This is a genomic window from Arthrobacter oryzae (assembly GCF_003634095.1).
Lineage (GTDB): Bacteria > Actinomycetota > Actinomycetes > Actinomycetales > Micrococcaceae > Arthrobacter > Arthrobacter oryzae.
Genome location: NZ_RBIR01000009.1, coordinates 1 through 25,817 on the forward strand (window position 1 = coordinate 1; position 25,817 = coordinate 25,817).

The window sequence follows — 25,817 nt, forward strand, 5'->3', positions numbered from 1 at the left end:
CGGGACGTCCGAGCAGTTTCTGGAACGGACTACGCTTGGCGACGCGCTCATCGGGCGCCGGCGACTGTGTCTTTGTCTGGGTGATGGTCATAATAAGTCTCCTTGCTGCAGGGCCGGCGCGGGGCCGGCCCTGCCAGCGGGCTGTTAGCGGATACCCTGCTGGACGTACTTGAGCACGTCGGAAATGTTGGACTTGTCGACGATCGCGGGTCCCGTCAGGACGGGCTGGCCGCCGCCGACCTTGAAACCACCAAGCTTGTTCTGCCAGATCGCGTCAACGGACAAGTACCCCTGCAGCCACGGCTGCTGGTCCACCGTGAACAGGACCTTGCCATCGTTGATTGCCTGCGCCAGCGCAGGGTTCAGGTCGAAGCTGGCCACCTTGATCGGGCTGCCGGCATCTGCCACGGCTTTGAGAATGGTCAAGGTGAAAGGAGCGCCCAACCCGATGATCACGTCAGCATCCTTGGACGCCTGAAGCTTCGCCGTCGTAGTGGACTGCACTGCCGTCATATCGGCCCCGTTGACATAGAGAATCTCAGTGCCGGGCACCATCGTCTTCACGCCGGCGCACCGCTGTTCGAGTTGCACCTGTCCCTGTGACATGATCACGCAGATGGGGTGCTTGTAACCCTCCCCGGCCAACTTGGCACCGACCGCTTCGCCGGCCAAGGTCTCGTTGGAGCCGAAGTGGGTAAACGCCCCCATCTGCGCGGAAACGTCCCCACCGGCGTTGAAGCTCACAACCGGGATGCCGGCGTCGGTGGCCTTCTTCAGGACGTCCTTCATGGCGCCCGGGTTGGCGATGGTTACGGCGATGCCGTCAACCTTCTGGTCGATGGCCTGCTGCACCAGCTGGGCCTGGCGGCCGGCTTCGGCATCACTCGTATAGAGAACCTCGACGTTGTCCTTCGCGGCTGCCGCCTCCGCGCCCTTGCGGACAATGTCCCAGAACGTGTCGCCAGCCTCGGCGTGGGTGATGAGCGCTACCTTGATCCGGGGCGTGCTGGCAACCTGGCCGCCTCCCCCGCCGGCACTTGCCGTGTCTGCGGGCTTGCCCCCACTGCTTGAACATGCCGCCAGCGCCAGAAGCGGGACGACGGCGAGCGCCGTTACGCCCCGCCGCCAAGTGAACTTTGCCACGTGAAATCTCCTTTGATTCGCGCCATTTCGGCCTTCGGTACGCTTCTGCCCCATGCCGCGGCAGGGAGGGAAAACGGAGGCCATCTGTTTGTGAACGACTGTGATCCACCTCTCACGGTGGAACGTTCCAACTCTAGATCGGGAATATTCCAAATGTCAATGGAACGTTCCAACGAAGTGTGGTTTCATTCTTAGAAGACACTGACCGCTTCCGGCGGCAGTCCCGGATTTGCTTCAAAGGAGAACAATGACCGACACCCATGCTCCGGAACTTGTCGCGTCCTGCTGGACCAGCGCCGGCGCCGTGGCGCCGTTGCAGGTCCCCGAGACCAGTCCCGTGCCCATTGCCGATCGCGTCGAAGCCATAGCCTCAACCGGATGGTCAGGCTTCGGGCTCGCCCATGACGATCTGGCCGCCGTGCGCTCAACCCTGGGCTTTCCGGCCCTGCGGAGCCTCATCGACGACGCCGGCCTCCGCCACGTTGAAGTGGAGCTCCTCACCGGCTGGTGGGACGAGAGCCTCTCCCACGAGTGGCGGCCCCAGTTCGACCTCCTCCTGGAGGCCGCCGAGACACTCGGGGCAAAGTTCATAAAGGTAGGAACTGCCATGGGCAAGCCCCTGGATGAGCTCGACTTCCTGGTCGATCCCCTCCGACGCCTGACGGCCGAAGCCGCGCTTCGGGGGACGCGCATCGCCCTGGAACCGATGCCATTTTCGATGGTCGGAACAGTGCCGGCAGCGGCGGACCTCATGCGAAAAGTAAACATGACCGGATGCGGCCTGGTCGTTGACTACTGGCACGTCTTCCGTGCCGGAACCACCCTGGACGAGTTGGCCGGCAGCCTCGACGCAGGCCAGATTTTCGGAGTGGAACTCAACGACGCGGATGCGGACATCAGGGGTTCCCTCTTCGAAGACACCCGCGACAATCGCCGCCTCTGCGGACAAGGCGACCAGGATGTCACCGGATTCATCAAGACACTGAAATCCATTGGATTCAACGGTCCTTGGGGCGTGGAAATCCTGTCCAAAGAACATCGCGCACTTCCCGTGCGGGAGGCTCTGGAATCGGCCCATGAAACGGCACTGGCGTGCTTCCCAACGGAGCCCGCACCAGACGCCGGAAATCCAGCTGATAATGCGGCGATCACAGGCTAACCGGGAGACGTGGAAATCCGCTGAGGAGGAATTCCAATGAAAACTATTCCGTGTGGATTGAATACAGCTGGGAAACGGCGTCCACTGGCCGCCACGAAGCCGACGACTGACGCTGAAGCGGACGGGCCTCAGCAGAGTCCCGGAAGCCTTTGGCGTTCCCGGATCCCGGTCCTGGACCTCAAAACTGTCTGGGGATCAGGAGAACTTGTCCGGCGAGGGATTGGACGGAGAGGACTCGAAGCCGTCGACGTTGTGTTTGCCGGCCAGGTACGTTCTCAGGTTGTCAGGCTGGTACATCTTGTCGAGCCTCTCACCCCCGTCGAGCTGCTTCGGGTCCCACGTGAATCGGCTGAGGGCAGCCCGGGAGACGGCCTCGTGAACTGGATCCACCTGGCCCAGCGTTCGCGGAGCGGCGGGAATCAGCCGCCAAGATAGCGTTCTGGAATCGTGAAGCTTACCGAGGGGGTCCGGAGCCGTGAGGATGACAGGCTTGGGGGCATTGGGCGGCGCCTTGGGCAGGAAGTCGTCCGGGGTGAACCCGAGGCCAGCCGACTTAACCTGTTCGACGATCCACATCAGGGGCACGTCTGCCAAGGCAGCGTCGGGCCAGCCCCCGCCTACATCGGAGTGCGTTCCGGCGAACCACACTTGCTTCAGCGTCTGCATGCCGACGGCGTCAGCCTGTTGCGTCCACAGCGTGGGTGAGAACGGACGGCGCTGCTCGTCGATGGCCAGGGCGTGGAACGCATATTTGACCCTCCCCGAGAGCTCCACGTCATGGAACGCGTAGCGGCGGTTGAAGACGTTGACCCAGCGCAGCCCATTGAGTGGGATGCCGAGGGTACCGACTGTGTCCCAGACCGCGATGCAGTGGATGTCAACCTCGCCGTAGGAGTACGACCGGCGAAAGAATTGCGCCTCGATTGAGCTCGGCCTCGTCCTGCTGGAGCGATTCCTGTAAAACTCGTAAGCACGGCCGATGAGGTCGACGAACTCTCGTCGCAGGACCCCTGCATTGCGCACGAATCCCGCAGCGCTGCGTGCGGTGAACGCACCTCTGCTGAAGCCGACGAAATAGAGCTCGTCGCCCGGATCATAGTTCTCGACAATGAACCGGTAGACATCTTGGACTCCGCGGGAGAGTCCGAAGCCGAAGGCTCCGCCCAGAATCCGGTCCCAGCGCCCTGTGCCGACGCCGCGATGGTAGAAAAGGCGCTGCTCCACGCCGTCGTCGCCCTCGTCAGCGACACCACGCGCGAACTTTGAAACATTAGAAGGGCACGGGCTGTCGCCATCGCTCTGGTCGGGGAAGGACCAAGTCCCGTCGCAGCAAAGCACCAAACGCTTCACGACGCCCCTTAGATGTCGCCCTTTGCCGCGCCTTCACCCATTCGGCGGCTCTATGGACACAATATGGACCTTCGCTCTGGTCAAAATCGAGGGTCAAAGGTCCTCACCCCTCCCCCTCGCCGAGCCGAGCCGCGCCGCACCTGTCGACGCTTTCCACCGGCCAGGATGGCATCCCTGGCAGCGGCTTTCTCACGGACTAGTCCGCTGACACATCGATCAGCACCTTGCCGACGACGCTCTCTTCCACCGCCGCGTGGGCCGCAGCGGTGCCTGCCAGGTCGAAGCGATGCAGGGGCAGGCCTGCGGCTTCCCCCACCGGAAGGGCGCCGTCGGCGATGGCCGCGTTGATGTCCTCGGCGGCGGCTTGCACCGCTGCCATGCCAACGGTGTAGAGCAGCACGAACTGGTAGCGGATGTTGAGGCTGAAATGCCTGCGCACGTCCAGGGTCATCTGATCGCCGCCGTTGTTCGCGTAGACCGCGACGGAGCCGCGGTTGCGAATCACAGCCAGGTCGAGTTCCGCGTTCTGCGCGGGTGCGACCTCCACGATCTGGTCGACGCCCTCGGGAGCGATCCGGCGGATCTCCGCGGCCGCCTGGGTTTCCCGGTAATTGATGACGTGATCGGCGCCGGCGGCCGTCACCAGCGCAGCCTTCGCCGGTCCGCTCACGGTAGTGATCACAGTAGCGCCAGCCCACTTGGCGAGCTGGATCGCCGCATGGCCCACGGCGCCGGCCCCTCCAGCGACGAGAACTACCTTGCCGTCCAGGCTTCCCGGGTGCAGGCGCCGCGGGCCGTCCTCGGCGATGGTCAGGGCCCGGTGGGCGGTGATCGCGGGAACGCCCAGGCTTGCGCCGACGTCGAACCCGGCGTTCTCCGGCAGCGGGAAGACCCGCTCGGCCGGCAGGACGGCGAACTCCTGGGCTGTCCCGCCGTCGGCGCGCTGGTAGGCGGCCAAGGCCAGCCAGACCCTGTCACCGACGTGGAGGTGTTCGACGCCGGGTCCGACGGCGTCCACCACTCCTGCGCCGTCCTGGTTCGGCACGACTTCCGCGAAGGGCAAAGGCTCGCCCGGTTTGGCGCCGCGGCGCGATTTCCAGTCGGTGGGGTTCACCGCGGAAACCACAATCCGCACGCGCACCTCCCCGGGTCCCGGGTGGCGGATTTCGCGGTCGACGAGCTCGAGAACAGACGGATCGCCGGTGGCACGGTACACGATTGCTTTCATACTCAGACCTAACGCCGGCCCGGACCGAAAATTCCCGCCGGGGGCCGTACCAGATGTGGGCAACGGTTCTTTCTGGCTCTGGAGGCCGCCATGCCCGCCTCGGTGAGCAGCTGGCGGGGCTTGGCGGTCAGGTCGCACAGAACTCCCGGCTGCATGAAGATCCGCTGCTAGAGGCCCCGCAGGCGGTGCAGCAAGAGTGCGACGTGTAGGGATGTCCTGGATTCGGCGTCGTCCAGATCCACTGCGAGCAGTTCTTCCAGTTTGGCAAGCCGCGCGTAGAGCGTAGGACGGCTCAGGTAGCCGCTACGGGCCATCGCCGCCTTGTTGCCCCCGGATTCCAGATACTTCCCGAGCAGTTCCAGTTGGCCCACCTGGCCCCGGGCTTCCGCGGTGAGGAGGGAGGCCAGCTCCGATTCGACGAACTGCTGGACACGCGGATCGTGACGAAGCAGGGCCAGGAGTCCCCGGAGCCGGACATCGGTGGCCCGGTAGAACGATTTTCTGCCCTCGCGCAGGGTAGCCGCCGTCTCGGCGACGTGAGCCGCTTCGTCGATGCCCGCGGCGGCCTCTAGGAGGGAACTGGCGGGGCGGCCGACGCCGATGGTCCAGCGCGACGCCGCCCCGGCCCCCGCGTCCCCGGACGGATGCGCCCGCTCGGCAACAACCACAGCAAGGTGCTGAAGCACTGCGTCCTGGAGCGCGCGTGCCGGCAGGCCGAGAATCATGCCGATCGAACCCGAGCGGATGCTACCCGTCAAGGCGGTGCCGGAGCTTGTTTTGAGCGTGCGGGCCAGGAGCTCCAGAAGTTCCCGCTCCTCCAGCTGGCCGGCGAGCGGATCGCCGGCCGGAAGTGTTGCGTCGTGCGCGCCGGCTTGCTGGGCTGGGGTGGTCCGGAACACCACGGGCACGTAGAGCGGCGACCGCTTCAGCCCCAGGGATGCGGCGCGCGCCAGGGCTTCGGCGTCGCTCATTCCGCGGGGCTGGCGCAGGGCGTTGAGCAGACCTGCCTGGGCCCGCTGGCTCACTTCCAGCCGGTCCCGATCCGCGAGCCGGTTAATGGCAAGGGTCTGTGCAGCGCGCTCCAGAACCATTGCCGCCGTCTCGTCGTCGTTGATCGGCACCGGCACAATCAGCCGACCCCACAGATTTCTCCGCACGCCCACCGGGGTCTGAAGCCATTGCTCCGGTCCGGTCCGCGCCGTCGAGGCCGGCGATGGCGTTGTCCGGGACCTGCGCTCCCAGTCTTCCAGGAGTTCGACGGTGTCCAGCTGCCGGGCGGAGTAGCTGAGGACCAGATGGGAGAGGTCCTCCAGAACAACCGGGGCGTCGATCATCATCGCCGCCTGCTCCACCACCTGCTGGCTCCCCGCGCTTTCCAGGCTCAGGACCGTGAAAGCCTCATGGACATCCCTGGCGCGCTCCACGCGTTCGAGCTGCTCCGCCACGATCATTCGGTGGGCGATCTCCGTGATCTCCACGAACCGCACCCGCCGCTCGAGGACAATCACCGGAAGCGAGGCCCCCTTGGCCGCAGCCCGCAGGGCAGCCAAACTGCGTTCCCTGTTTCCGAAAAGTTCGACGATCAGCGCGGCGGCTGCGGCTTCCTCCAGTGATCTGATGAACGACGCCGTGAGGCCGGGTTCCTTTTCCAGCTCAAGGCCGGTGGTGAGCACCAGCTCGCCGCCGGCCAGCAAGCCGGAAACATCGAGGACTTCACTGACATGGACCCAGCGCACAGGCGCGTCCAAACCGGCTGAACCACCCAGGACACTGGCGCCCGCAGCACGAATAACGGGGAGGTCGAGGATGGTTCGCACCGTTGGCAGCATTTACAGAGTGTAATCCAAACAGCCTATTTCTTTACATGCCGCCCCTTATGGTGCTGCGCAGCCGCGGACAGACTGGACACACAGCACGCCGCAGACGGCGTGGCGCAGCACAGCAACCGCACTGAGGAGAATCCTTGAACACCATCGAACACTGGATCAATGGCACCTGCGTCCCCGCCGGAGACCGCACGGCCCCCGTCACGAACCCGGCCACCGGAAAAGTGACCGGCCGGGTTGCGCTGGCCAGCGTCGCCGAAAGTAACGCCGCGGTAGCCGCGGCCAAGGCCGCCTTCCCGGCCTGGAGGGACACCTCTCTGGCACGTCGTACGCAGGTCCTTTTCGCCTTTCGCGAGCTGCTCAATACCCGCAAAGGCGAGCTCGCGGCCATCATCACCTCCGAGCACGGCAAGGTCCTGGATGACGCCCTCGGGGAAGTGACCCGGGGCCAGGAGGTCGTGGAGTTTGCCTGCGGCATCCCGCACCTGCTCAAGGGCAGCTACACCGCCAACGCCTCCACCAACGTGGACGTTCATTCCGTCCGCCAGGCACTCGGACCGGTCGCGATCATCAGCCCGTTCAACTTCCCGGCCATGGTGCCCATGTGGTTCTTCCCCCTGGCCATTGCCGCCGGGAACACCGTCGTCATCAAGCCCAGCGAAAAGGATCCCACTGCCATCAACTGGATGGCCGAACTCTGGAAGGAAGCCGGGCTGCCGGACGGCGTCTTCAATGTCCTGCACGGCGACAAGGTAGCCGTCGATGCCCTGCTGACCCACCCGGACATCAAGGCCGTCTCGTTCGTGGGCTCCACGCCGATCGCCAAGTACGTCTATGAGACCGCCACCGCCAACGGCAAGCGCGTCCAGGCCCTCGGAGGCGCCAAGAACCACATGATCGTGCTGCCCGACGCCGATCTCGACCTTGCCGCGGACGCCGCCGTCAACGCCGGTTTCGGCTCCGCAGGTGAACGTTGCATGGCCATCTCCGCGCTCCTCGCCGTGGGCGACATCGCGGACGAACTGGTCGGCAAGATCGCCGAACGAGCGGCCTCGCTCCGCACCGGCGACGGTCTGCGCGGCTGCGACATGGGACCGCTCGTCACGGCCCAGCATCGGGACAAAGTGGCCGGCTACATCGATGCCGGCGAGTCGGCCGGCGCCACGCTCGTCGTCGACGGCCGCAACATTGCCGCCGATGCCGAAGGCGAGGGCTTCTTCGTTGGCCCCACCCTCTTCGACAACGTCACCACCGACATGTCCATCTACACCGACGAGATCTTCGGCCCGGTCCTCTCCGTGGTCCGCGTGGACAGCTATGACAAGGCTCTTGAGACGATCAATTCCAACCCTTACGGCAACGGCACCGCAATCTTCACCAACGACGGCGGCGCCGCCCGCCGCTTCGAGAACGAAGTGGAGGTTGGCATGGTGGGCATCAACGTCCCGGTCCCGGTCCCAATGGCCTACTACTCCTTCGGCGGCTGGAAGAACTCGCTCTTCGGCGACACGCACGCCCACGGCACCGAAGGGGTCGCATTCTTCACCCGGGGCAAGGCCGTGACTTCCCGCTGGCTGGATCCGAGCCACCGCGGCATCAACCTTGGCTTCCCGCAGAACGCCTAACCGGCACCGATGAAAGGCAACCGCCATGACCTCCACGATTGACAGCAGCATCCGGCCGGTCGAGGACACCCCAGACGCCGCACGCCGCGCGTACGAGCTGGACCGCCGGCACGTCTTCCATTCCTGGTCCGCGCAGGACCTCATCGACCCCATGGTCGTCTCCGCGGCTTCGGGCTCCCACGTGTGGGACGGTGACGGCAACAAATACCTTGACTTCTCCTCGCAGCTCGTCAACACCAACATCGGCCACCAGCACCCCGCCGTCGTGTCCGCGATCGCCGCCCAAGCCACGAAACTGTGCACCATCGCCCCTAGTTACGTCAATGACGCCCGCTCCGAAGCCGCGCGCCTGATCGCCGGGCGCACCCCCGGCGAGCTGGACAAGATCTTCTTCACCAACGGCGGGGCCGACGCCAATGAGCACGCCGTCCGCATGGCCCGGCTCCACACCGGCCGACACAAGGTCCTCTCGGCCTACCGCTCGTACCATGGCGGCACCCAGCTCGCCGTGAACCTCACCGGGGATCCGCGCCGCTGGCCCAGCGACAACGCCAGCACGGGAACTATCCACTTCTTCCCTCCCTATCTGTACCGCACCGCCTTCCACGCCACGACACAGGACGAAGAAAGCCACCGGGCGCTTGAGCACCTGGAGCAGCTGATCAGCTTCGAGGGACCCTCCACCATCGCGGCGCTGATCCTCGAATCGATTCCCGGGACCGCTGGGATCTACCTGCCCCCGCCCGGGTACCTCCAGGGCGTGCGGGATCTTTGCACCAGACACGGCATCATCTTCATCGCTGACGAGGTCATGTCCGGCTTCGGCCGGACCGGCAAGTGGTTCGCCAGCGAGCACTTCGATGTCATCCCGGACCTGCTCACCTTCGCCAAGGGTGTTAATTCCGGCTATGTTCCGCTGGGCGGCGTCGCCATCAGCCCAGAAATCGCGGCTACGTTCGGAAAGCGTGTCTACCCTGGCGGCCTGACCTACTCCGGCCATCCGCTCGCGACTGCGGCCGCCGTGGCCACCATCAACGCGATGGAGAGCGAACAAATCGTCCAACATGCGGCCCTCCTCGGAGAGACCGTGATCGGTCCTGCGCTCCGCGGATTCGCCGACAACCACGTGTCCGTGGGCGAGGTGCGCGGGACAGGGGTCTTCTGGGCCATCGAACTGGTTAAAAACCGTCAGACCCGCGAACCCCTGGCACCCTACGGCGGCTCAAGCCCGGAAATGAACCAGCTCGTGGCGGCCTGCAAATCCCGTGGCCTGCTCCCGTTCGCGAACTTCAACCGCATCCACGTCGTCCCGCCATGCAACACCAGCGTCGAAGACACCCAGACAGGGCTGGCCATCCTGGACGCCGTACTGGACATCGCGGACGGGTTCGCCACCTGATGAACCGGGGCACTCGCGCAGGACGGGAGCTAGCTTGTGCCCGCGAACGATCCGGCCGCTATTGGCCGGGATGGGACAAGGTGAGGCTTCCGATGTGATCCAGGAGGGTGTCGCGGCTGAGGCCCAGAAGGGCCGAGGCGAGACTGGCAACCAGGTCAAGCACGTCCTCGCTGCTGGCGGTGCCGGCGAGAACGTCCATGACCAGGCCGTCCTCCTGGGCCACCAGGGTCCGCGCAATCATCGCCGGTTCAAGGACGGGAAGGAACTCACCGGTCTGCAGTCCGTCGGCAATGATTTTTTCGTACGTCGCTTGCTGGGTGCGGATGAGTTCCGCTTGGATCCGTCGGTGCTCCGCGTCCCTGATCGAATGGGTCCAGTACTCGTATAGAATCCGGAAAGTGTCGTCCTCCAGTCCTGCCGTGGTGCCCGCGCTGATGACTGCCGCGAGCCGGACCGTCGGGCTCATGGCGGGGTCCGCTGCCTCCGCGAGCCGTGCGAGGAATCTGGCGGATGAGGCTTCGACGGCTGCCGCGGTAATTTCGGCAAGACTTCCGTAGTAGTACAGCACGGCATTTGGGGCCATGCCTGCCTCCGCCGCAATCGCCCGCAGCGTCGCAGCTTCCGCACCGTCGCGGGCGGCGACGGCCTGTGCCGCCGCGGCAATCCCCCTCCGGCGCACTTCCCTCTTGCTGAGCTCTGCCATTGCCACTCCTCCCCCGGCCCGATGCCTATTGACAACGAGTCTAGACCCGTATTGAATGGCATTCAAATTTGAATGTGATTCAAATAACTTTGATTCGATGAGGAGTCCCGATGTCACATCCCCTTCCGCCCCCCACAGTTCCACCCCCCTCCCTTCCGGCTGTCACCGCGAGCAAGGGATTGAAGGCCGGATCGATCGGCATCGGCCCGACTGTGGCGCTGGGCCTTGCCGCGGTAGCCCCGGCGTACAGCCTGGCCGTTACGCTGGGCTTCGTTGTCCTGGCGGTCGGGTCGAGCACTCCCGCCGCGTTCCTTCTGGGCTTCGTGCCTATCCTGTTCACGGCCTTCGCATTCCGGGACCTCAATCGGGAAATGCCAGACTGCGGCGGGGTTTTCGTGTGGATCTCCCGGGTCTTTGGCCCGTGGTCGGGCTGGTTCTTCGGTGGCTGGGTCCCCCAAATTGCCACGTTCATCTCCAGCGCGGCCCTGGCGCAGGTTGCCACGACGTATCTTCTGACCTTTTTCGGGCTTGGTTGGGCCGCATCCCAGCCGGTCATTGTCGCGGCCATCGCGTGCGGGCTGATCGCCCTGAGCGGCGTCGTGGCGGCCCGCGGAATCGAACTCTCCGCGTGGCTTCAATACGCGCTGATCGCCTTGCAGCTGGTCGCTCTGGGCGGATTCTGCGTCGGGGCCTTTTCCGCCATGGCCTCCGGGTCCGCGGCGGCGGGTGCTGAGCAGCCACGGCTGGACTGGTTCAACCCCTTCGCCTCCGGCGATCTCTCCGGTCTGGTTCATGGGGTCATCCTGTGCCTGTTCATCTACTGGGGCTGGGACGCGCTGATAGCGGTCAATGAGGAAACGACCGACCGCAAGGGGACACCCGGGCGCGCCGTCGTCATCACCACCGTGATTCTGCTGTTCTTCTACGTTGTCACCGCGACGGCCGCCGTCGGATTTGCCGGGACCGCCGGCATCACGGATCCCGCAACCGTCTCGGATGTCCTGTCCGTGCTCGGCCCCCAAGCCACCGGCGGCCTCTTCGGGCAGGTCATCATCCTCGCCGTCGGCATCTCGGCATTGGCGGCCCTGATGACCGTCGCGATTAGCAACCCCCGGTCCTGGCTCAGCATGGGCACGTACGGCGCGCTGCCCGCCGCCACCACGAAGATGCATTCCTCCAGGGGGACACCAACCACGTCAATTGTCTGGTGGGCGCTCCTGAGCATTGCCGTGACGGTCGTCCTGACTGCGATCAGTGCCGACTTCATCGGCCTGGCCATTCTCTCCGTTGGCCTCATGATCGCCGCCTATTACGCCGCGACGGCGCTGGCCTGCGTCGTGTACTTCGCTCCCCAGATGCGCACCTCCCCCTCTGACCTTGTCGTCAAGGGCATCCTCCCGGGCCTGGGCGCCCTCCTGATGACGGGAGCGTTTGTGTACAGCGCCGTCGACATGTTGTCCCCCGACTATGCCGGGCTTTCCTGGCTGGGCATCGGAACCGTGTTCTGGATCGGCATCGGCGCCCTCGCCCTGGGCGTCCTGGTCATAGCGATCATCCGGCCCAGGTTCGGGCCATACTTCACCGGGCAAACAATTCCCCGGGGAACGTTTTCCACCCGCAGCGAACTGCAATCCATCCTGAGCAGCGAAACCGAGGCATAAATGCGCGTCCTATCCATTGCAGCAATCCAAACGAAGCCCGTGCCCTACGACGTCGAAGCAACCTGGGAACGCTTCGCCGCCCAAGCCGAGACCGCCAAAGAGCTCGGCCCCGAGGTGGACATCATCGTCGCGCCCGAACTGCTGCTTGCGGCACCCGGGGAATTCCTGCTCCCGGACTCTGAGGGCGAAACCCGCTCCGCAGGCCCCATCCCCAGCGCGCTCACCGACCGGATCGCGGACCTGGCGCGCCGCCTGGGGGTCTGGCTGGTACCCGGCTCCTTGCTGGAAACCGAGGACGGCAACACCTACAACACGGCAATCGCAGTCTCCCCCGACGGCGAAATCGTGGCCCGGTACCGGAAGCTCTTTCCCTGGCGCCCGTTCGAAACGACCACGCCGGGCGACTCGTTCGTGACCTTCGACATCCCCGGCCGGGGACGCGTAGGCCTCGCCATCTGTTTCGATGGAAGCTTTCCCGAGGTCGCCCGGCAGCTGGCATGGCTCGGAGCGGAAGTCATCATCCAGCCCACCCTCACCACGACCCGGGACAGGGAAATGGAAATCGTGATGTCACGGGCCAACGCCTTCGCCAACCAGATCTACGTCGTCAACGTCAACGGCGCTGACCCATCAGCGGTTGGGGAGAGCGTCATTGTGGACCCGGAGGGCACCATCATGCAGCACGCCAGAGGAGGCGAGGAAATCCTCTACGGAGTCCTGGATCTCGACCGGGTCACCCAGGTCCGCCGCTACGGAACCCACGGCATCAACCGGCCCTGGGCTCAGCTCCACGACCAGGAAGGAATCCTGCGCTACCCGATGTACGGCGGCGCACACTTCCACCCCCCGGCGTGGAGCACCCCGGACCCGGACGATTCACGTGTGAACCAGCTCAGCGCCTCAACGGCCTGACCGCTTCCTTCCACGCCCTTGCCCCCACGAGTGCGTACCTCCGGTCCCGGAGGTACGCACTCCGTGACCAGCACCAGCCGTCGGCACCACGATCCCATCCGCACCCGTCAGCCCATCGGCGGCCGTGAAAGCCGTGCGACCACCGCTGCCGAACACTTTGGGCGCATGCCCAACATTCAAGATCACAGGAAGTCTGATGCCAAATCACCTCAGAACCGCGGACACGGTCATCGTCAATGCCAAGGTGCACACCCTCGATCCACGCCAGCCATCTGTCAGCACAATAGTCATCGCGAACGGCAGGATTCTCGCCGCCGGCGGCAAGCACCTTCTTGGCGAGCACCGGGGCCCACGCACCCAGGTGCACGATGCCAAGGGCCAAACCATAACGCCGGGACTCGTCGACGGACACCTCCACCCCATCCAGGGTTCGGGAATCACGGTCGGCATCGATTTCGGCTCCGTGTCAACCTACGACGGTTTCCTGGCAGCCCTGCGCACCGAAGCAAATCGAGTCCTTTCAGAGGACGCGGAGGGGTGGGTCCGGGGATGGAACCTTGATTACGGCGTCTTTGAAGGCAGGCGAATATCCGCTGACCTGATTGAGGAGTCGGTCTACGGCCTACCGGCGTACATCCTCCTCTTTGATCTTCACACCGCACTGGCGAGCAAGGAAGCTCTGCGAATGAGCGGCATCACAGGTGGGCGCCGGTTTTGCGACACTTCGGAGATAGTTGTCGACGACGCCGGGAACCCCACCGGGGAATTGCGGGAAGCCACTGCCTACGAATTGGTGGGAGCCGTCGCGCCGGCTCTTTCTGCGGCGCAGGCCGTTGAGAGGGCCCGGGAGCTGATCTCCTGCCTATCGAGGACCGGCATTACCTCAGGGACGATCATGGATGGTGACCTTGCGTCGCTTGATTTCATCGACAAGATCGATAGCACGGGAGCAGGCCTGTCCGTCAGACTGGTTTCCGCATTTGAGCACAGACCCGGCCTGTCTGCTGAAGAAGCCCGGTCCTACCTCTTGTCGAAGGACCGTCGAGGTCGCCGCTGGCGCGGTGGGCTCGTGAAACTCTTCCTTGACGGTGTTATAGATACGGGAACCGGCTGGCTCTATGAACCGGACACGTTGGGCGGCGGACTGAAATCATTCTGGCCCGATCCGGCTGACTACGCCTCAACCGTCAAACAATATAGCGAGGCAGGATTTCAAATCGCAACGCACGCCATCGGCGATCGGGCCATCGGCGCTGCGATCGACGCATACGTCTCGGCCGGCGTTCAATCCCGGCGCGGCGCCCCGCACCGCATCGAGCACCTGGAGTGCCTTGCGGACAGGGATCTCGCACGTCTTTCCACGGCAGGAATCACCGCGTCGATGCAGCCCTTGCACATGCAGTGGCGAAAGGCGGACGGAACCGATTCTTGGTCCAGTCGTCTGGGGGCCGAGCGATCGAAACTGGCCTGGAGGATCCGTGACGTCATCGATTCGGGCGCTCCCGTTGCACTGGGCTCGGACTGGCCGGTGGCCCAGTACGACGCGCGCATCGGCATGGCATGGGCACGCCTGCGCCGCATCCCAGGCCGGACCGATGCTCCTGTCTTCGAACCGTCACAAAGGCTGACGGCGCTCGAAGCGCTCAAGGGCTTCTCGGTCTGGGCCGCCGAAGCCCAGGGAGACAGTGACCAGGGAACCATCCGGCCCGGAAACAAGGCCGATCTCGCGATATGGGCCGACGACCCCCTTCTGGTTTCCGCCGACGACCTCATTGACGTCCCGATCGAATCGACCTGGGTGGATGGAGAAACTGTCTTCAGCCGCCAAGAATAGGCGGGTTGTACCCGTTCTCCGCGGCCCACTTGCGAACCTTACGAGTCTCTTCGCGGCTCATCGAGAGCCGTCAGGAAGACCACGCTGCTTGGCGTCGTCTCCGGTCCCGGACAGTCCAGGCAATGAGGGCGGCGAAAACCATCACTGCCAAGGCGGCCGAAACCCCCACCATGACGTCAATAGGCAACAGATAGACCAGGACGGCCCGCGTACTGGCTTCAGCAATCAGTGCCGCACCCCAAACGGCAGAAACCTTCAGGTGCCAGCGGTGCACCGCCGGGTTGCCGTGGAATTCCAGGTCCATCTCCCCGGCCCGCTCCGGACTCCAGGTCTTGGCTGCGTCCAAAGTCAGGGGATGTCCCAGAGCGGCCAAAACCAGGAAAGAAACACCGATGCCGCCCGTGATGGCCGAGTCCTTAAGCAGAAGAAACCGCGGGTCACCGGTAAGGAAAGACAGGCCCAGGCCGAGTCCGAAGACGATGGCCATCAGCAGGGCAAAAGGGTTAAGGGAATGTGCCTTGAACGCGGTCCACAACAGCCGGCAGGCAGCGGCTCCCGTCGCCGCCAGCAGCGCGGCCCAGTCCGTGGCGCCGGCGAAATGCAGGAGGTAGTAGGCAGCCAGCGGTAGCCCGACGTCCCAAGCCAGACCGCGGACCAGCGCTCGCGTCAGCAAGCCCGGACTCCGCCGAATTCGGTGATCACCGGAGCTGCCATCTTCAGCTCCCCTCCGTTTCTGACCACGAGCTTCACAGACCGGCAACGCCATGCTAGGTCCGAGCGGAAAGCGTCGTCAACAGGCACCGCAACCGGGTTGAATCATCCCGGGATGCTCTTATTTGCTGTCGATTCGAGGCTGGTCTGCTCCGGTTGCTTAGCTTGAGCCCGAGCGCCTGCGTCTTTAGGTTAATGTCGGTGGGTGCAGCAAGACTGAGACCGTGAAGATTGTCCTGATACCGCCTCTGCTCTGCTCTCCGCTCGCTTATGCCCCCGTGCTCGATACCGTCTGGACGCGCGGGCAGGTCACTTTGGCCGACACCCGCCACGATGACACCATCGCGGCCATGGCCGACCGGATCCTCCGCGAGAACGCCGGCGACATCGCCGTTCTCGGAACAAGCATGGGAGGGTACGTCGCCCTCGAAGTCATCCGGCAAGCACCCGACCGCGTCACCGCTCTCGCACTCGTCAGCACCTCCGCCCGAGCCGACACCACGGAACAGATCCAATCGCGGACGCGCCAGTCCGCGCTCGTCGAAAACGGGCATTTCGACGCTCTCGTCGACGCCGCCTTCCCTGGCGTCGTCGCACCAGACAACGAATCCGACGACGCCCTCCTGGCCACCTGGCGCTCCATGACCACCCCCGTCGGCGCAGACGCCTTTCTCCGACAGCAACAGGCAATTGTCCAGCGAGACGATCTCCGCTCAATACTGCCGTCCATCGCTTGCCCAACGGCGATCATCCACGGCGCCCGCGACCGCCTCATCCCCATCAGCGCTGCCGAAGAAATGGCAGCCGCATTGCCCGCCGCCCGGTACACCGTCATCGAGGGTGCCGGCCACTTCCTGTTCCACGAGCAGCCCGCCGCCGCACGGGACGCCGTCAACGCCTGGCTCGAGTCCGCCACATAGCCGACAGCCCGCACGGTGGTAACGCCCAGAGCACGCCCGCCGATCCGTTCTCGACGGAACGAACCCCACCCCTCTGAGGGTTACGGGTGGAAGAGTTCCTCAAAGGTGCCCGATGTGGTGGGTGAGCAGGTGTTGGCCAGGCAGCCGAGGTGCCACATGTGCTCGATGGTGGAGAGCAGGGTGTAGTGGTCTGCGAGCTGGTTCGTCGTCTTGTGCGGGCCGTCCGCTGAGTTGATCACGATCGTGGGGGCGTGCCCGCCACCGAGGACGGCGCCGTTCTGCCCCACCGGGCTGCCCGGGCCGCCAGTGGACCCGGAGTAGTCGTTCTCATCCCAGGCAAGGACAATGCTGGACTTGGTCGTCTTCCACGTCGGTGAGTCCATGATCTGCTGGACCGTCTGCTTGACATAGTTGTCGCCGAGCTGGATCGCCCCGTGGTCCAGGCCGGATGCCGGGTAACCGCACTCTGGCGTCCCAACGGCAGCAGCCCCCGAGGCGGAGACCCCATGCATGTCGTGGCACTGGTTCGGGCTGATCCAGACGAAGTTCGGCACCTTGCCGCTGGTCAGGTCGGCCTTGAGGTTGTTCTCCTGGGGCACGATGTTCTGCAGGCGCGGACTGCCCGGGTAGTTGATGTTCGAGAAGTACATGAACGGGTTGTGCTTCTGCGCATACAGCTTGACAGTCGAGGAGCCGATCGAGGGCGCGTATTCGACCTGGGAGCCGGCGCTTGGAAGGCTCTCCATGTACGCCTTCCAGCTCAGGCCCTTGTTCTCAAGCTGATCAACAATGGTCTTGCCGGAGAACATGTGCGGAGTGGACGAGGCACTGGCGACCTGCGCCGGGGTGAGGCTCCCGGTGGCTCCCGGGTCGCTGGAGCCGGGGACAAACTCTTCGGGGGCACACTTAACGTCTGAACCGGCTTTGCAGTCATCCCAGATGCCCTGGGAGCTTCCCGAAATGGTGGCCAGGTAGTTGGGCAGGCTCGGGTGCGTGACGCCGTGGTAGTTCGTCGCCGTGTTGTAGCGCCGGGCGAGTGCATTGATGTAGGGAGCGTCGGAGGTGTTGCCGATGACCTGGTCATAGCCGTGGTTTTCCATCATGATGACGAACACGTGGTCGGGGCCGTTCTTGCCCTGTCCGCTGGCCTGGGCGGCAGTGCCCGACGTTGTTTGCGCATCCGCGGGTGCAGCCGCACCCGCGGCAGCGAGCCCAGTGAACGCTACGGTGGCAGCAAGCGCTGCCGCGCCTGCCCTCCGGCTCTTCAGCATGCTAAGCATTGGATAATCCTTTCGGGTTGCGCCCCGGACGGGGCGCCTGTTTACGGGTGGTGCAGCAAAGTAAGACGGAGTTGGTGCCAGGGGCGACGACGGCGCCATCGGCCCTCGCGCCCACGGTGCGGTTACCGGCCGAGCTGGGGGTCGCTGGTGAGCTGCCGGCCGTTCTCGAGCCGGCCGGCGAGGACGCGGACGAGCTTTGGGTCCGCGGCGGAGGTGATGGTCAGGTCGTACCAGCCGCCTTGGGTGGGGATGATGACGGTCTTGCTCTGGCCCGGGGTGAGCGAGAGCGTCTGGGTACCGGCGCCGTAGGCGTCCTTGAGGCTCAGGGCCGCGCCCGCCGGGCCGCTGTTCTCGATCCGGAACTGCGCATGCGGGGCTCTAGCGTCGGCGGTGACGGTAACGCGAAGGTCCGCAGCCGCCGTCGTGCCCGCGAGGTGCCGGTACCAGCCGGCCGGTCCGTGCATGTGCACGTCGTACTCGGCACCAAGCGCCCACGACGCATCAAGTGATGCCGCCGCCCCAATGGTGTAGGAGTACGGAGCGGCCGGCAGCAGGTTGGAGCGGACCTGCACGTGCGAGCCAAGCGTGCCCCGGTTCGCCCAGTGGGCGGCGAGCTTGCCGCCGTCGATCCTCGTCTCGACGTCGAGGGCGTAGCCTAGCGGGCGGGACGGACGCGTGCCCTTCTCCTGGCCGGGCACAGTGTTCGTCGCCGGGGGCGTCGGAACGTAGCTCGGATGACGGTTATTGTCAGCCGGCTTGTACGCCGAGGTATCGGGCATCGCCGGCGCGGCCCCGCCGGCTGCGGCGAAGTCGAACGCGCTGGTGAGGTCGCCGCTGACCGCGCGGCGCCACGGCGTGATGTTCGGCGAGGCGACGCCGAAGCGGGCCTCCAGGAACCGGATGATCGAGGTGTGGTCGAATGTCTCGGAGCAGACCCAGCCGCCCATGCTCCACGGCGAGGCCACGATCATCGGCACGCGGACACCCAGACCGAAATGTCCCGGAACGTCCTTGCTGCCATAGAAGGTCGGGGTGCCGTCGTACCACTCGCCGGCCGTCGAGACCGTGGACGCGCCCGGAATCTGCGGGGTGTTCGGGTGCGGCGGGACGATGTGATCGAAGAAGCCGTCGTTCTCGTCATACATGAACAGCACCGCCGTCTTGCTCCACACCTCCGGGCTGGAGGTAAGGATGTCCAGGACGTTGGCCGCGTACCAGGCGCCGAAGTTCGGCGGCCAGTTCGAGTGCTCCGTGTAGGCCTCGGGCGCCACGATATAGGACACCTGCGGAAGCGAGCCGGCTTTCACGTCCTCGCGGAGGACCCGGAAGAGGTCATCGCCGGCTTTGGCGTTCGTCCCGGTGCGCGCCTTCTCGTACAGCGGGCTTCCGGGCTTGGCGTCCTGGTATTGCTTGAAGTACAGCAGCGAGTTGTCCCCGTAGTTGCCGATGTACGGGTCGCTAGTCCAGCCCTCATAGTGCGCCGGGTCGAGGCCCTCCCCGATGTCCTGGTAGACCTTCCAGCTCACGCCGGCCTTTTCAAGCTCCTCCGGGTACGTGCTCCACCAGTATCCTTTCTCATCGTTCCACAGGTCAGGGCCTCCGCCTTTGCGGTCAGGGTCGTCCCCGCCGGCGAACATGAAGTAGCGGTTCGGGTCCGTCGGGCCAAGGACCGAGCAGTGGTACTGATCGCAGACCGTGAACGCGTCGGCAAGGGCGAAGTGGAACGGGATGTCCTGGCGGCCGTAAAACGCCATCGTCGCGTCGGTCTTCTCCGGCAGCCACTTATCGTATTTGCCGTTGTTAAAGGCTTCATGGGTCAGCTTCCACGAGTGGTCCAGATCCTCCATGAACTGCATGCCCAGGTTCGGCGCCGTCGGGTGGAACGGCGTGACCTCGCGTGTGGCGTTGGCCTGGTGGAACGCGTCCTTGCCCGACGGCAAAACCGCGGGGTGCGGGTCCGAGAACCCGCGCACGCCCTGGAGCGTGCCGAAGTAATGGTCGAACGCTCTGTTCTCCTGCATGAAGATCACAACATGCTCAACGTCATTGATCGAGCCCGTGGCCCGGTTGGCCGGAATCTCCGCGGCCCGGGCGATGCTCTGTCCCAGCATCTGAGAGATCGCGGTGCCGGCGGCGCCGGCGGCCGAAAGCTGAAGAAAACGACGGCGGTCCAAACCTGCCATGAGCTGCTCCTAATGCCTTGTGTTTCCGGTAACCCCCGCGACGGACTGTGCCAGCCCCAGGTAAACGCTCCGTAGAGGTGGGGTGAACAACAGACAGCATGCTTACCTAAAGGACGGCACGCGGCGGCGCCCGGCACCTGGGTCGTCCAGACAGCGCAGGCCAGACGGGTGAAATCAAGGGGACGCCGGCGTGGGGGCTAGGCCACAGGCGATTCTGCGTCCAGAACCCTGACCGGCCTACCTGGCTGACCAAACGCCGATGACAGCCCGCCTGTCAGCCCCGGTGGACGGCCGCCGCATCAGCGGCCCTTCGCGCGCCGAAATCCGGAGCGCCGGCTTCCCGCCTGTCCGCCCGGCCACGGAGAACGGCGGCCCGCCAATTCAATAGGCTCCGCGAGGATCTCTCTTCCGAGGAGACTTTCGCGTGCCATAGTCTGGGCACGTCAGCCTGCGGCCGAAGGTGAAGAAGGCGGGAAGCAGGACACATGACGCTTAGAAGGGGCAGACAATGCTGATCTGCGCGAGCTGCGCTGTCGAACGCGACGAACCTACCCCGGAGGTCTGCCCGATCTGCGCCGACGAGCGGCAGTATGTGCCCGAGGCCGGACAACAGTGGCTCTCACTGGACGGACTGACGCAGAAGGGCCAGCGGACAGTGTTGAAGGAGAACGAGCCGGGACTTATCGGGATCCAGACAGAGCCGAAGGTCGGGATCGGCCAGACCGCTCAACTTGTGGTGACACCCGAGGGTTCGTTGCTGTGGGATCCGGTCGGATATGTCGATTACAGCGCCGTAAAGGCAGTGCTCGAGCGAGGCCCGGTCCTGGCGATCACCGCTAGCCATCCACACATGTTTGGTGTTCAGGTTGAATGGTCGCATCAGCTCGGTGGTGTCCCTGTACTTGTGGCGGACGCAGACCGGCAGTGGCTGGGGCGGGATGATCCGATGATCGAATACTGGTCCGGCAGTCGAACGGTCGCCGAAGGGTTGACACTCCACCAGACCGGGGGGCACTTCCCGGGCAGCGCGGTGGTGCACTGGGCTGCAGGAGCGGACGGCAGAGGCGTACTGCTCACCGGTGACAGTGTTTATCCAAATCCGGACCGTCGCTCCATCGCCTTCATGCGCAGCTACCCGAATCATTTGCCGCTGTCCGGCGCAGTGGCGTTGCGAGTCGCCGCGCAGCTGGAGCAGCTCAAGTTCGACCGGATCTATGGCAACTTCAACAACGTCATCGCGTCCGGCGCCAAGGCCATCTTGCACGATTCCGCCCAGAGACACGCTACTTGGGCACGAGGAGACTTCGACCATATGACCTGAACGTCCGTTGTGCGTAGGCGTCAATTTGGAATCGAGCAGCGGTTCAAGCTGAAGTGCGCTGGACGCAGACGGCCGCAGACAAAACACCCGAGGAGGTCACAATGACCGTCACTTTCAACCACACCATCGTCTACGCAAAGGACAAGCGCCGTTCGGCGGAGTTCCTCGCCCACGTGCTCGGACTACCGAAACCCCAAGCCATGTGGTCTTTCATGACCGTGCCCCTCGACCACGGAGTGGCCCTCGATTTCGCCACGACGGACCGGCCCATCTCCCCGCAGCACTACGCCTTCCTGGTCAGCGAGGAGGAATTCGACGGCATCTTCGCAAGGATCCAGGGCCAGGGCATCCCCTACTGGGCAGACCCGGGGCGGTCCCGCCCGCAGCAGATCAACCACAACGACGGCGGACGTGGCGTCTACTTCGCGGATCCCGACGGGCATCTCCTCGAGGCGATCACACGCCCGTACGGATCCGGCGCCGCATGAGGTCCCAGGTATGTTGAGGCCCAGCGCTCCGTAGCGACGGCACGGCACGGAGCGCCGCCGGTCCGCATCGCTGCGTATGTTCGACCTGTTGACGTACCTGGCGAGCCAGGCGTAGACAGGGGCGTATTCATCCGTTCGCAGGCCGTCCTTTGCGAGCCTGCACGCCCGCGGGGAGCATGTCATGGCGGTTGCAGTCATCTTGGAGTTCGACGGAACGACTCTTGAGCAGTACGACGAGATCAACAGGCTAATGGGACTCACTCCGGGTGGACCGGGCCCTGTCGGATCCATTTCCCATTGGGCCACGATGACGGACAAGGGGCTGCAAGTGACCGATGTCTGGGAGAGCCGCGAGCAGTTCGATGCCTTCGCTCAGGAAAAGATTATGCCCCTCAGCCGACAGGCCGGTTTCGCGGGGCCTCCCAAGCTGACCTTCCACGACGTGCACAATTACTACACCGCCGGGAACGGGCCCTGAAGCCCGGCATTGCAGGGCAACGCTGGCCACTTCAGTCCAGGAACTCCTCGGGGTCGAAGGTGGGAGCCGCAACCGCTGTTCACTCGTGGCGCGTCCCGGGAAGGTGATCCGTGCCTCCGGCGCTGCGGCCAGCCCATTGACCGTTCCGCAGACCGGAGGCGCAGTGGTAGCCTCCAAGCGAGGCCACTCGCGAGGCCGCCTGTGGAGGTCCGACGACGGGGAGGTGCGCCGTGTCGATTGCGGTGCCGAAGAAGCAGATGACCGTCATTCAAGCGGCCTTCATCGGGGTAGGTTCGATGGTTGGCGCGGGAATCTTCGCGCTACTCGGAGCGGCTGGCGCCGTTGCCGGATCCGCTGTATGGGTGTCATTTCTGGTCGCCGGCGGCATCGCAGGTCTTCAGGGCTACTCGTTCGCGAAGTTGGGCGCCACGTACCCTTCCGGCGGGGGCATGCTCGCCTACCTGGCCCGCGGGTTCGGAGAGGGGCACGTCACCGGGATCGTTTCCTGGCTGTTCTATGTGACCGGCGCGATCGTCGGGGCAATGGTGGCGTCGTCCTTTGGCGGGTACGCCAGCGCGGTGCTGACCGGTCGCGACCCCGGCTGGGCCAAGGTGTTCGCCGTCGCGCTCATCGCTGTCATGACCTTCCTGAACGCTGTCGGTTCCACGGCGGTGGCAAAGGTCCAGTCCCTGATCGTGAAGGTGGTGCTCGCCATCCTGTCCCTGTTCGCGATAGTCACGATCGTGAACTGGAACCCGACGCTCCTGGACCCCGCTGGCTACCCCGGGGTTCGAGAGATCGTCGCGAGCGTGGCGTTGACGTTCTTTGCCTTCCTCGGGTTCGGCGTCATCACCTTCACCGCGAAGGATCTGCCTGACCCGTCCCGTCAACTGCCCCGCGCAATGTACCTGGCGCTGGCGATCGCCACCACGGTGTACGTTGCGGTTTCGCTGGGCGTCTTCGGGACCCTGACCGCCGACCAGGTCGTCGCTTACGGCGCCACGGCGCTGGCCGAGGCCGCCAAACCCACACTGGGCCAATTTGGGTACGTGCTTATGGTGATCACCGCACTGCTCTCTACTTCCGGGGCGGTGAACGCCAGCCTCTATCCCTCCGTGGGGATGACCCGGCACCTGGCGTCGGTGGGCCAGTTTCCGCCGGTGTTCGGCCGTTCCCTCGGGCGCCGGCAGGTGCCGGTCGGGCTGCTGGTCATGGCCGGCCTCGCGGCGGGGATGGTGGTGCTGTTCAACTTGAACAGCATTGCGTCGCTTGGAAGTGCGGTTGCACTGCTCATTTTCTCGGCCGTCACCCTGGCCCACTTCAAGGTGTACCGGGAGACCGGCGCCCTGCTGTTCGTGCTGATCATTGCCCTGATCGCGACGCTGGGGACGTTCGTGGTGTTCTGCACAACCACGCTCGTCAACGAACCCGCTACCGCGGCAGCGCTGGTGGTCATCCTGGCCCTGGCCCTGATCACCGATCTGCTGTGGAAACGCACGCGAAGCCGCGCAAAGTAGCACCCCGGCGACTTGGCGTAAAGAGGAGATGGGGACTAGTCCCGGCGATTTCTGAGGTCCAATCTGTAGGCACCGAGCACTGTGTGTGAAGGGGGCAGGGGCATGTTCAAACCGTCGATTATTCACCCCAGGCGGTTTAGTTCCGCTTGGCCCGTGGCGCAGACCATGGGGCACCCCGGGATGTGGCGCCCGTGAGCGAGCAGGCAGTGACCCGGCCGAAGGCGCCTCCGGCCGTATGGATCTCCTGGGTGGCCCTGGCGCTGATGACCACAAGTTCGGTGGCCAGCCTCCGCGCGGCCCCGACCATGGCCGTCTATGGCCTCGCTTCAGTCTTCCTCTACGTGGTTCCCGCGATTGTCTTCCTGCTGCCCACCTCCCTCGTGTCCGCCGAGCTGGCGTCCGGGTGGAAGGGCGGCATCTACAACTGGGTAGCGTCGGGAATTTCCAAGCCGATGGGCTTTCTGGCGGTGTGGTGCCAGTTCGCAATGACGATTTTCTACTATCCAACCCTGCTAGGGTTCGTCGCGAGCACGCTCGCCTATGTCTTCAACCCGGCGCTGGCCAGCAACGGTGTGTGGACGGCCTTGGTGATCGTGGTGTTCTATTGGGCCGGCGTTTATGTCTCGTCCCGCGGCACGAAGGGTGTGGCGGGCCTGGCCAGCGGTGGCCTGATCATCGGCACCTTGATCCCGGGCGCCCTGCTCGTCATCCTGGGTGTGGTCTTCCTCGGCCAGGGTAATCCGTCGGCGGCTCCGATGACCGCGGCCAACTTCTTGCCCGAATGGGCCGGGCTGGCCAGCCTTGTGCTGATCGTGAACAACTTCCTGTCCTACAGCGGCATGGAGATGAATGCGGTGCACGTGTCCTCGCTGAAGAATCCGGCCAAGGAGTACCCGAAGTCGATGTTCCTGGCCATGGGACTCGTGCTGCTGATCTTCATCCTGCCGGCGCTGGCGATCAGCTGGATCGTCCCGGCCGACGAGCTCTCCCTCACAGCGGGTGTCATGCAGGCCTTCGACGCGGTGCTCGCGTCCTTCAACATGCAGGGCCTCACGCCGATCCTCGGCATCATGCTGGTTGCTGCCTCCCTCGGCGGCATGCTGACGTGGCTGGCCGGTCCGTCCAAGGGCCTGCTGCTGATCTCGCGTGAGGAAGGCTACCTCCCGCCGTTCCTGCAAAAGCTGAATAAGAACGGCATCCAGCAGAACCTCCTGGTCGTCCAGGGGCTCGTCACCACCGTGATCGCGCTCGGCTACGCGCTCATCCCGGATGTCTCGAGCACGTACTGGATCTTCTCGGTGATCACCACCCAGGTTTACCTGATCATGTACCTGCTGATGTTCGTGGCCGCGGTCCGGCTCCGCCGCAACGACCCGGAGCACCCGCGTGGCTTCCGGGCGCCGATGCTGGTGACGCTGTGCGGCGTCGGATTCGCCGCCTCCCTGGCCGCCCTCCTTGTCGGGTTCGTCCCGCCGTCGCAGTTCGGCAACGGCGATCCGCTCGTCTATTTCCTGATCGTCGGCGGCGGCGCACTGGGGCTCGGCCTGCTCGTGCCGTTCCTCTTCTATAGGTTCCGCAAGCCCTCCTGGAAGCTGCCCGACCAACAAACGCAGACGGAGGTCCCGAAGTCATGAGCACGCAGACTGAGTCCTCAACCAAGCGCAGCCGCTCGTTCATCTACATCGTTGCCATGGTCTTGCTCGTGGTGTTCGCCGTTGTCGCGCTGCTGACATTCAGGCAGGCGAGGGAGACGCAGCAGTCGCTGGCGAAGGCCGACCAACTGATAGCGACGATCAATGCAGCCGGTGGGACGGCCCCCTCGCGCGAGCAGATAGCCCGGGTGCTTGGCGACGACGGCGGCGCGGTCTGCGCGAACCCGAACAACGCGCTGAGCCGGGCCACCTTCCTGAGCCAGTTGACGAACGGGACACCCGGGCCGGGGAACAGGCCGGTGATCGCGAACGCCAAGGTTGCGGTAGGCGAACTCGCGATTATCAAGGTCTACTGCCCGGACCAGCTCGCTGAGTTCCAGCAGTTCATCGGCAACCTCAAGACATACCAGACGGGTGGTGCGTGAGC

The 25,817-nt window shown here is 64.8% G+C and carries 21 protein-coding genes; 13 read left to right on the forward strand and 8 right to left on the reverse strand.

All coding sequences use genetic code 11. The features are described from left to right. Nucleotides 1-144 precede the first annotated feature (144 nt). A complete protein-coding gene (locus tag C8D78_RS16345; protein WP_244208444.1) occupies nucleotides 145-1,143 on the reverse strand; it encodes a substrate-binding domain-containing protein in 999 nt (332 codons plus the stop codon). 247 nt (nucleotides 1,144-1,390) lie between these two features. Here C8D78_RS16345 and C8D78_RS16350 point away from each other — a divergent pair, with 247 nt between their 5' ends. Beyond that, complete coding sequence (locus C8D78_RS16350; protein ID WP_120954931.1) at nucleotides 1,391-2,302, forward strand: sugar phosphate isomerase/epimerase family protein; 912 nt, start codon at nucleotides 1,391-1,393, stop codon at nucleotides 2,300-2,302. A gap of 195 nt (nucleotides 2,303-2,497) precedes the next feature. Here the strand turns inward: C8D78_RS16350 and C8D78_RS16355 are convergent, their stop codons facing one another. From C8D78_RS16355 to C8D78_RS16365, 3 genes are all read right to left on the reverse strand, one after another. Further along, nucleotides 2,498-3,652 (reverse strand): DUF2235 domain-containing protein, encoded by a 1,155-nt coding sequence (locus C8D78_RS16355; protein WP_120954932.1) that lies wholly within the window; start codon nucleotides 3,650-3,652, stop codon nucleotides 2,498-2,500. A gap of 196 nt (nucleotides 3,653-3,848) precedes the next feature. After that, nucleotides 3,849-4,880 (reverse strand): NADPH:quinone reductase, encoded by a 1,032-nt coding sequence (locus C8D78_RS16360; RefSeq protein WP_120954933.1) that lies wholly within the window; start codon nucleotides 4,878-4,880, stop codon nucleotides 3,849-3,851. A 167-nt stretch (nucleotides 4,881-5,047) separates the two neighbouring features. Then, nucleotides 5,048-6,709 (reverse strand): PucR family transcriptional regulator, encoded by a 1,662-nt coding sequence (locus C8D78_RS16365; protein WP_120954934.1) that lies wholly within the window; start codon nucleotides 6,707-6,709, stop codon nucleotides 5,048-5,050. Nucleotides 6,710-6,843: 134 nt separating this feature from the next. Here C8D78_RS16365 and C8D78_RS16370 point away from each other — a divergent pair, with 134 nt between their 5' ends. Together C8D78_RS16370 and C8D78_RS16375 are read left to right on the forward strand one after the other, a co-directional pair. Then, nucleotides 6,844-8,331, forward strand: coding sequence for a CoA-acylating methylmalonate-semialdehyde dehydrogenase (locus C8D78_RS16370; protein ID WP_120954935.1), 1,488 nt, complete (start codon nucleotides 6,844-6,846; stop codon nucleotides 8,329-8,331). A gap of 25 nt (nucleotides 8,332-8,356) precedes the next feature. Continuing rightward, the gene (locus C8D78_RS16375; RefSeq protein WP_120954936.1) at nucleotides 8,357-9,730 is read left to right on the forward strand and encodes an aspartate aminotransferase family protein; all 1,374 of its coding nucleotides are present in this window, start codon (nucleotides 8,357-8,359) and stop codon (nucleotides 9,728-9,730) included. Between the two features lie 58 nt (nucleotides 9,731-9,788). Here the strand turns inward: C8D78_RS16375 and C8D78_RS16380 are convergent, their stop codons facing one another. Next, nucleotides 9,789-10,433, reverse strand: a complete 645-nt coding sequence (locus tag C8D78_RS16380; protein ID WP_120954937.1) for a TetR/AcrR family transcriptional regulator — start codon at nucleotides 10,431-10,433, stop codon at nucleotides 9,789-9,791. A 110-nt stretch (nucleotides 10,434-10,543) separates the two neighbouring features. Between C8D78_RS16380 and C8D78_RS16385 the strand changes: the two genes are divergently transcribed. The 3 genes from C8D78_RS16385 to C8D78_RS16395 all read left to right on the forward strand — a co-directional run bounded on the left by C8D78_RS16385 (nucleotide 10,544) and on the right by C8D78_RS16395 (nucleotide 14,840). Beyond that, a complete protein-coding gene (locus C8D78_RS16385; protein WP_120954938.1) occupies nucleotides 10,544-12,094 on the forward strand; it encodes an APC family permease in 1,551 nt (516 codons plus the stop codon). Then, nucleotides 12,095-13,006 (forward strand): carbon-nitrogen hydrolase family protein, encoded by a 912-nt coding sequence (locus C8D78_RS16390; RefSeq protein ID WP_120954939.1) that lies wholly within the window; start codon nucleotides 12,095-12,097, stop codon nucleotides 13,004-13,006. It begins immediately after the preceding gene. A 196-nt stretch (nucleotides 13,007-13,202) separates the two neighbouring features. Next, nucleotides 13,203-14,840, forward strand: a complete 1,638-nt coding sequence (locus C8D78_RS16395) for an amidohydrolase (RefSeq protein ID WP_120954940.1) — start codon at nucleotides 13,203-13,205, stop codon at nucleotides 14,838-14,840. 70 nt (nucleotides 14,841-14,910) lie between these two features. On the opposite strand, the gene C8D78_RS16400 is transcribed toward C8D78_RS16395, so the two are convergent. Then, entirely contained in the window at nucleotides 14,911-15,513 is a 603-nt protein-coding gene (locus C8D78_RS16400) for a VC0807 family protein (protein WP_120954941.1), read from the reverse strand. A gap of 262 nt (nucleotides 15,514-15,775) precedes the next feature. Here C8D78_RS16400 and C8D78_RS16405 point away from each other — a divergent pair, with 262 nt between their 5' ends. Further along, nucleotides 15,776-16,471 (forward strand): alpha/beta fold hydrolase, encoded by a 696-nt coding sequence (locus C8D78_RS16405; protein ID WP_120954942.1) that lies wholly within the window; start codon nucleotides 15,776-15,778, stop codon nucleotides 16,469-16,471. Between the two features lie 80 nt (nucleotides 16,472-16,551). On the opposite strand, the gene C8D78_RS16410 is transcribed toward C8D78_RS16405, so the two are convergent. After that, nucleotides 16,552-17,751 carry an alkaline phosphatase family protein gene (locus C8D78_RS16410; RefSeq protein ID WP_208641987.1) on the reverse strand — a complete coding sequence of 400 codons (1,200 nt, stop codon included), beginning with the start codon at nucleotides 17,749-17,751 and terminating at the stop codon, nucleotides 16,552-16,554. A gap of 122 nt (nucleotides 17,752-17,873) precedes the next feature. Then, nucleotides 17,874-19,934, reverse strand: a complete 2,061-nt coding sequence (locus C8D78_RS16415) for a phosphocholine-specific phospholipase C (RefSeq protein ID WP_120954944.1) — start codon at nucleotides 19,932-19,934, stop codon at nucleotides 17,874-17,876. Nucleotides 19,935-20,442: 508 nt separating this feature from the next. Here C8D78_RS16415 and C8D78_RS16420 point away from each other — a divergent pair. The 6 genes from C8D78_RS16420 to C8D78_RS16445 all read left to right on the forward strand — a co-directional run bounded on the left by C8D78_RS16420 (nucleotide 20,443) and on the right by C8D78_RS16445 (nucleotide 25,815). Continuing rightward, a complete protein-coding gene (locus C8D78_RS16420; protein ID WP_120954945.1) occupies nucleotides 20,443-21,255 on the forward strand; it encodes an MBL fold metallo-hydrolase in 813 nt (270 codons plus the stop codon). A 101-nt stretch (nucleotides 21,256-21,356) separates the two neighbouring features. Continuing rightward, complete coding sequence (locus tag C8D78_RS16425; RefSeq protein ID WP_120955060.1) at nucleotides 21,357-21,743, forward strand: VOC family protein; 387 nt, start codon at nucleotides 21,357-21,359, stop codon at nucleotides 21,741-21,743. Between the two features lie 181 nt (nucleotides 21,744-21,924). Beyond that, a complete protein-coding gene (locus C8D78_RS16430; protein ID WP_120954946.1) occupies nucleotides 21,925-22,221 on the forward strand; it encodes a hypothetical protein in 297 nt (98 codons plus the stop codon). Nucleotides 22,222-22,478: 257 nt separating this feature from the next. After that, on the forward strand, nucleotides 22,479-23,738 hold the full coding sequence (locus tag C8D78_RS16435; protein ID WP_120955061.1) for an APC family permease: 1,260 nt from the start codon (nucleotides 22,479-22,481) through the stop codon (nucleotides 23,736-23,738). 191 nt (nucleotides 23,739-23,929) lie between these two features. Beyond that, on the forward strand, nucleotides 23,930-25,372 hold the full coding sequence (gene gadC, locus C8D78_RS16440) for a glutamate/gamma-aminobutyrate antiporter GadC (RefSeq protein ID WP_120954947.1): 1,443 nt from the start codon (nucleotides 23,930-23,932) through the stop codon (nucleotides 25,370-25,372). Next, entirely contained in the window at nucleotides 25,369-25,815 is a 447-nt protein-coding gene (locus C8D78_RS16445; RefSeq protein WP_120954948.1) for a hypothetical protein, read from the forward strand. The genes gadC and C8D78_RS16445 overlap by 4 nt, the downstream gene beginning before the upstream one ends. Nucleotides 25,816-25,817: the final 2 nt, after the last annotated feature.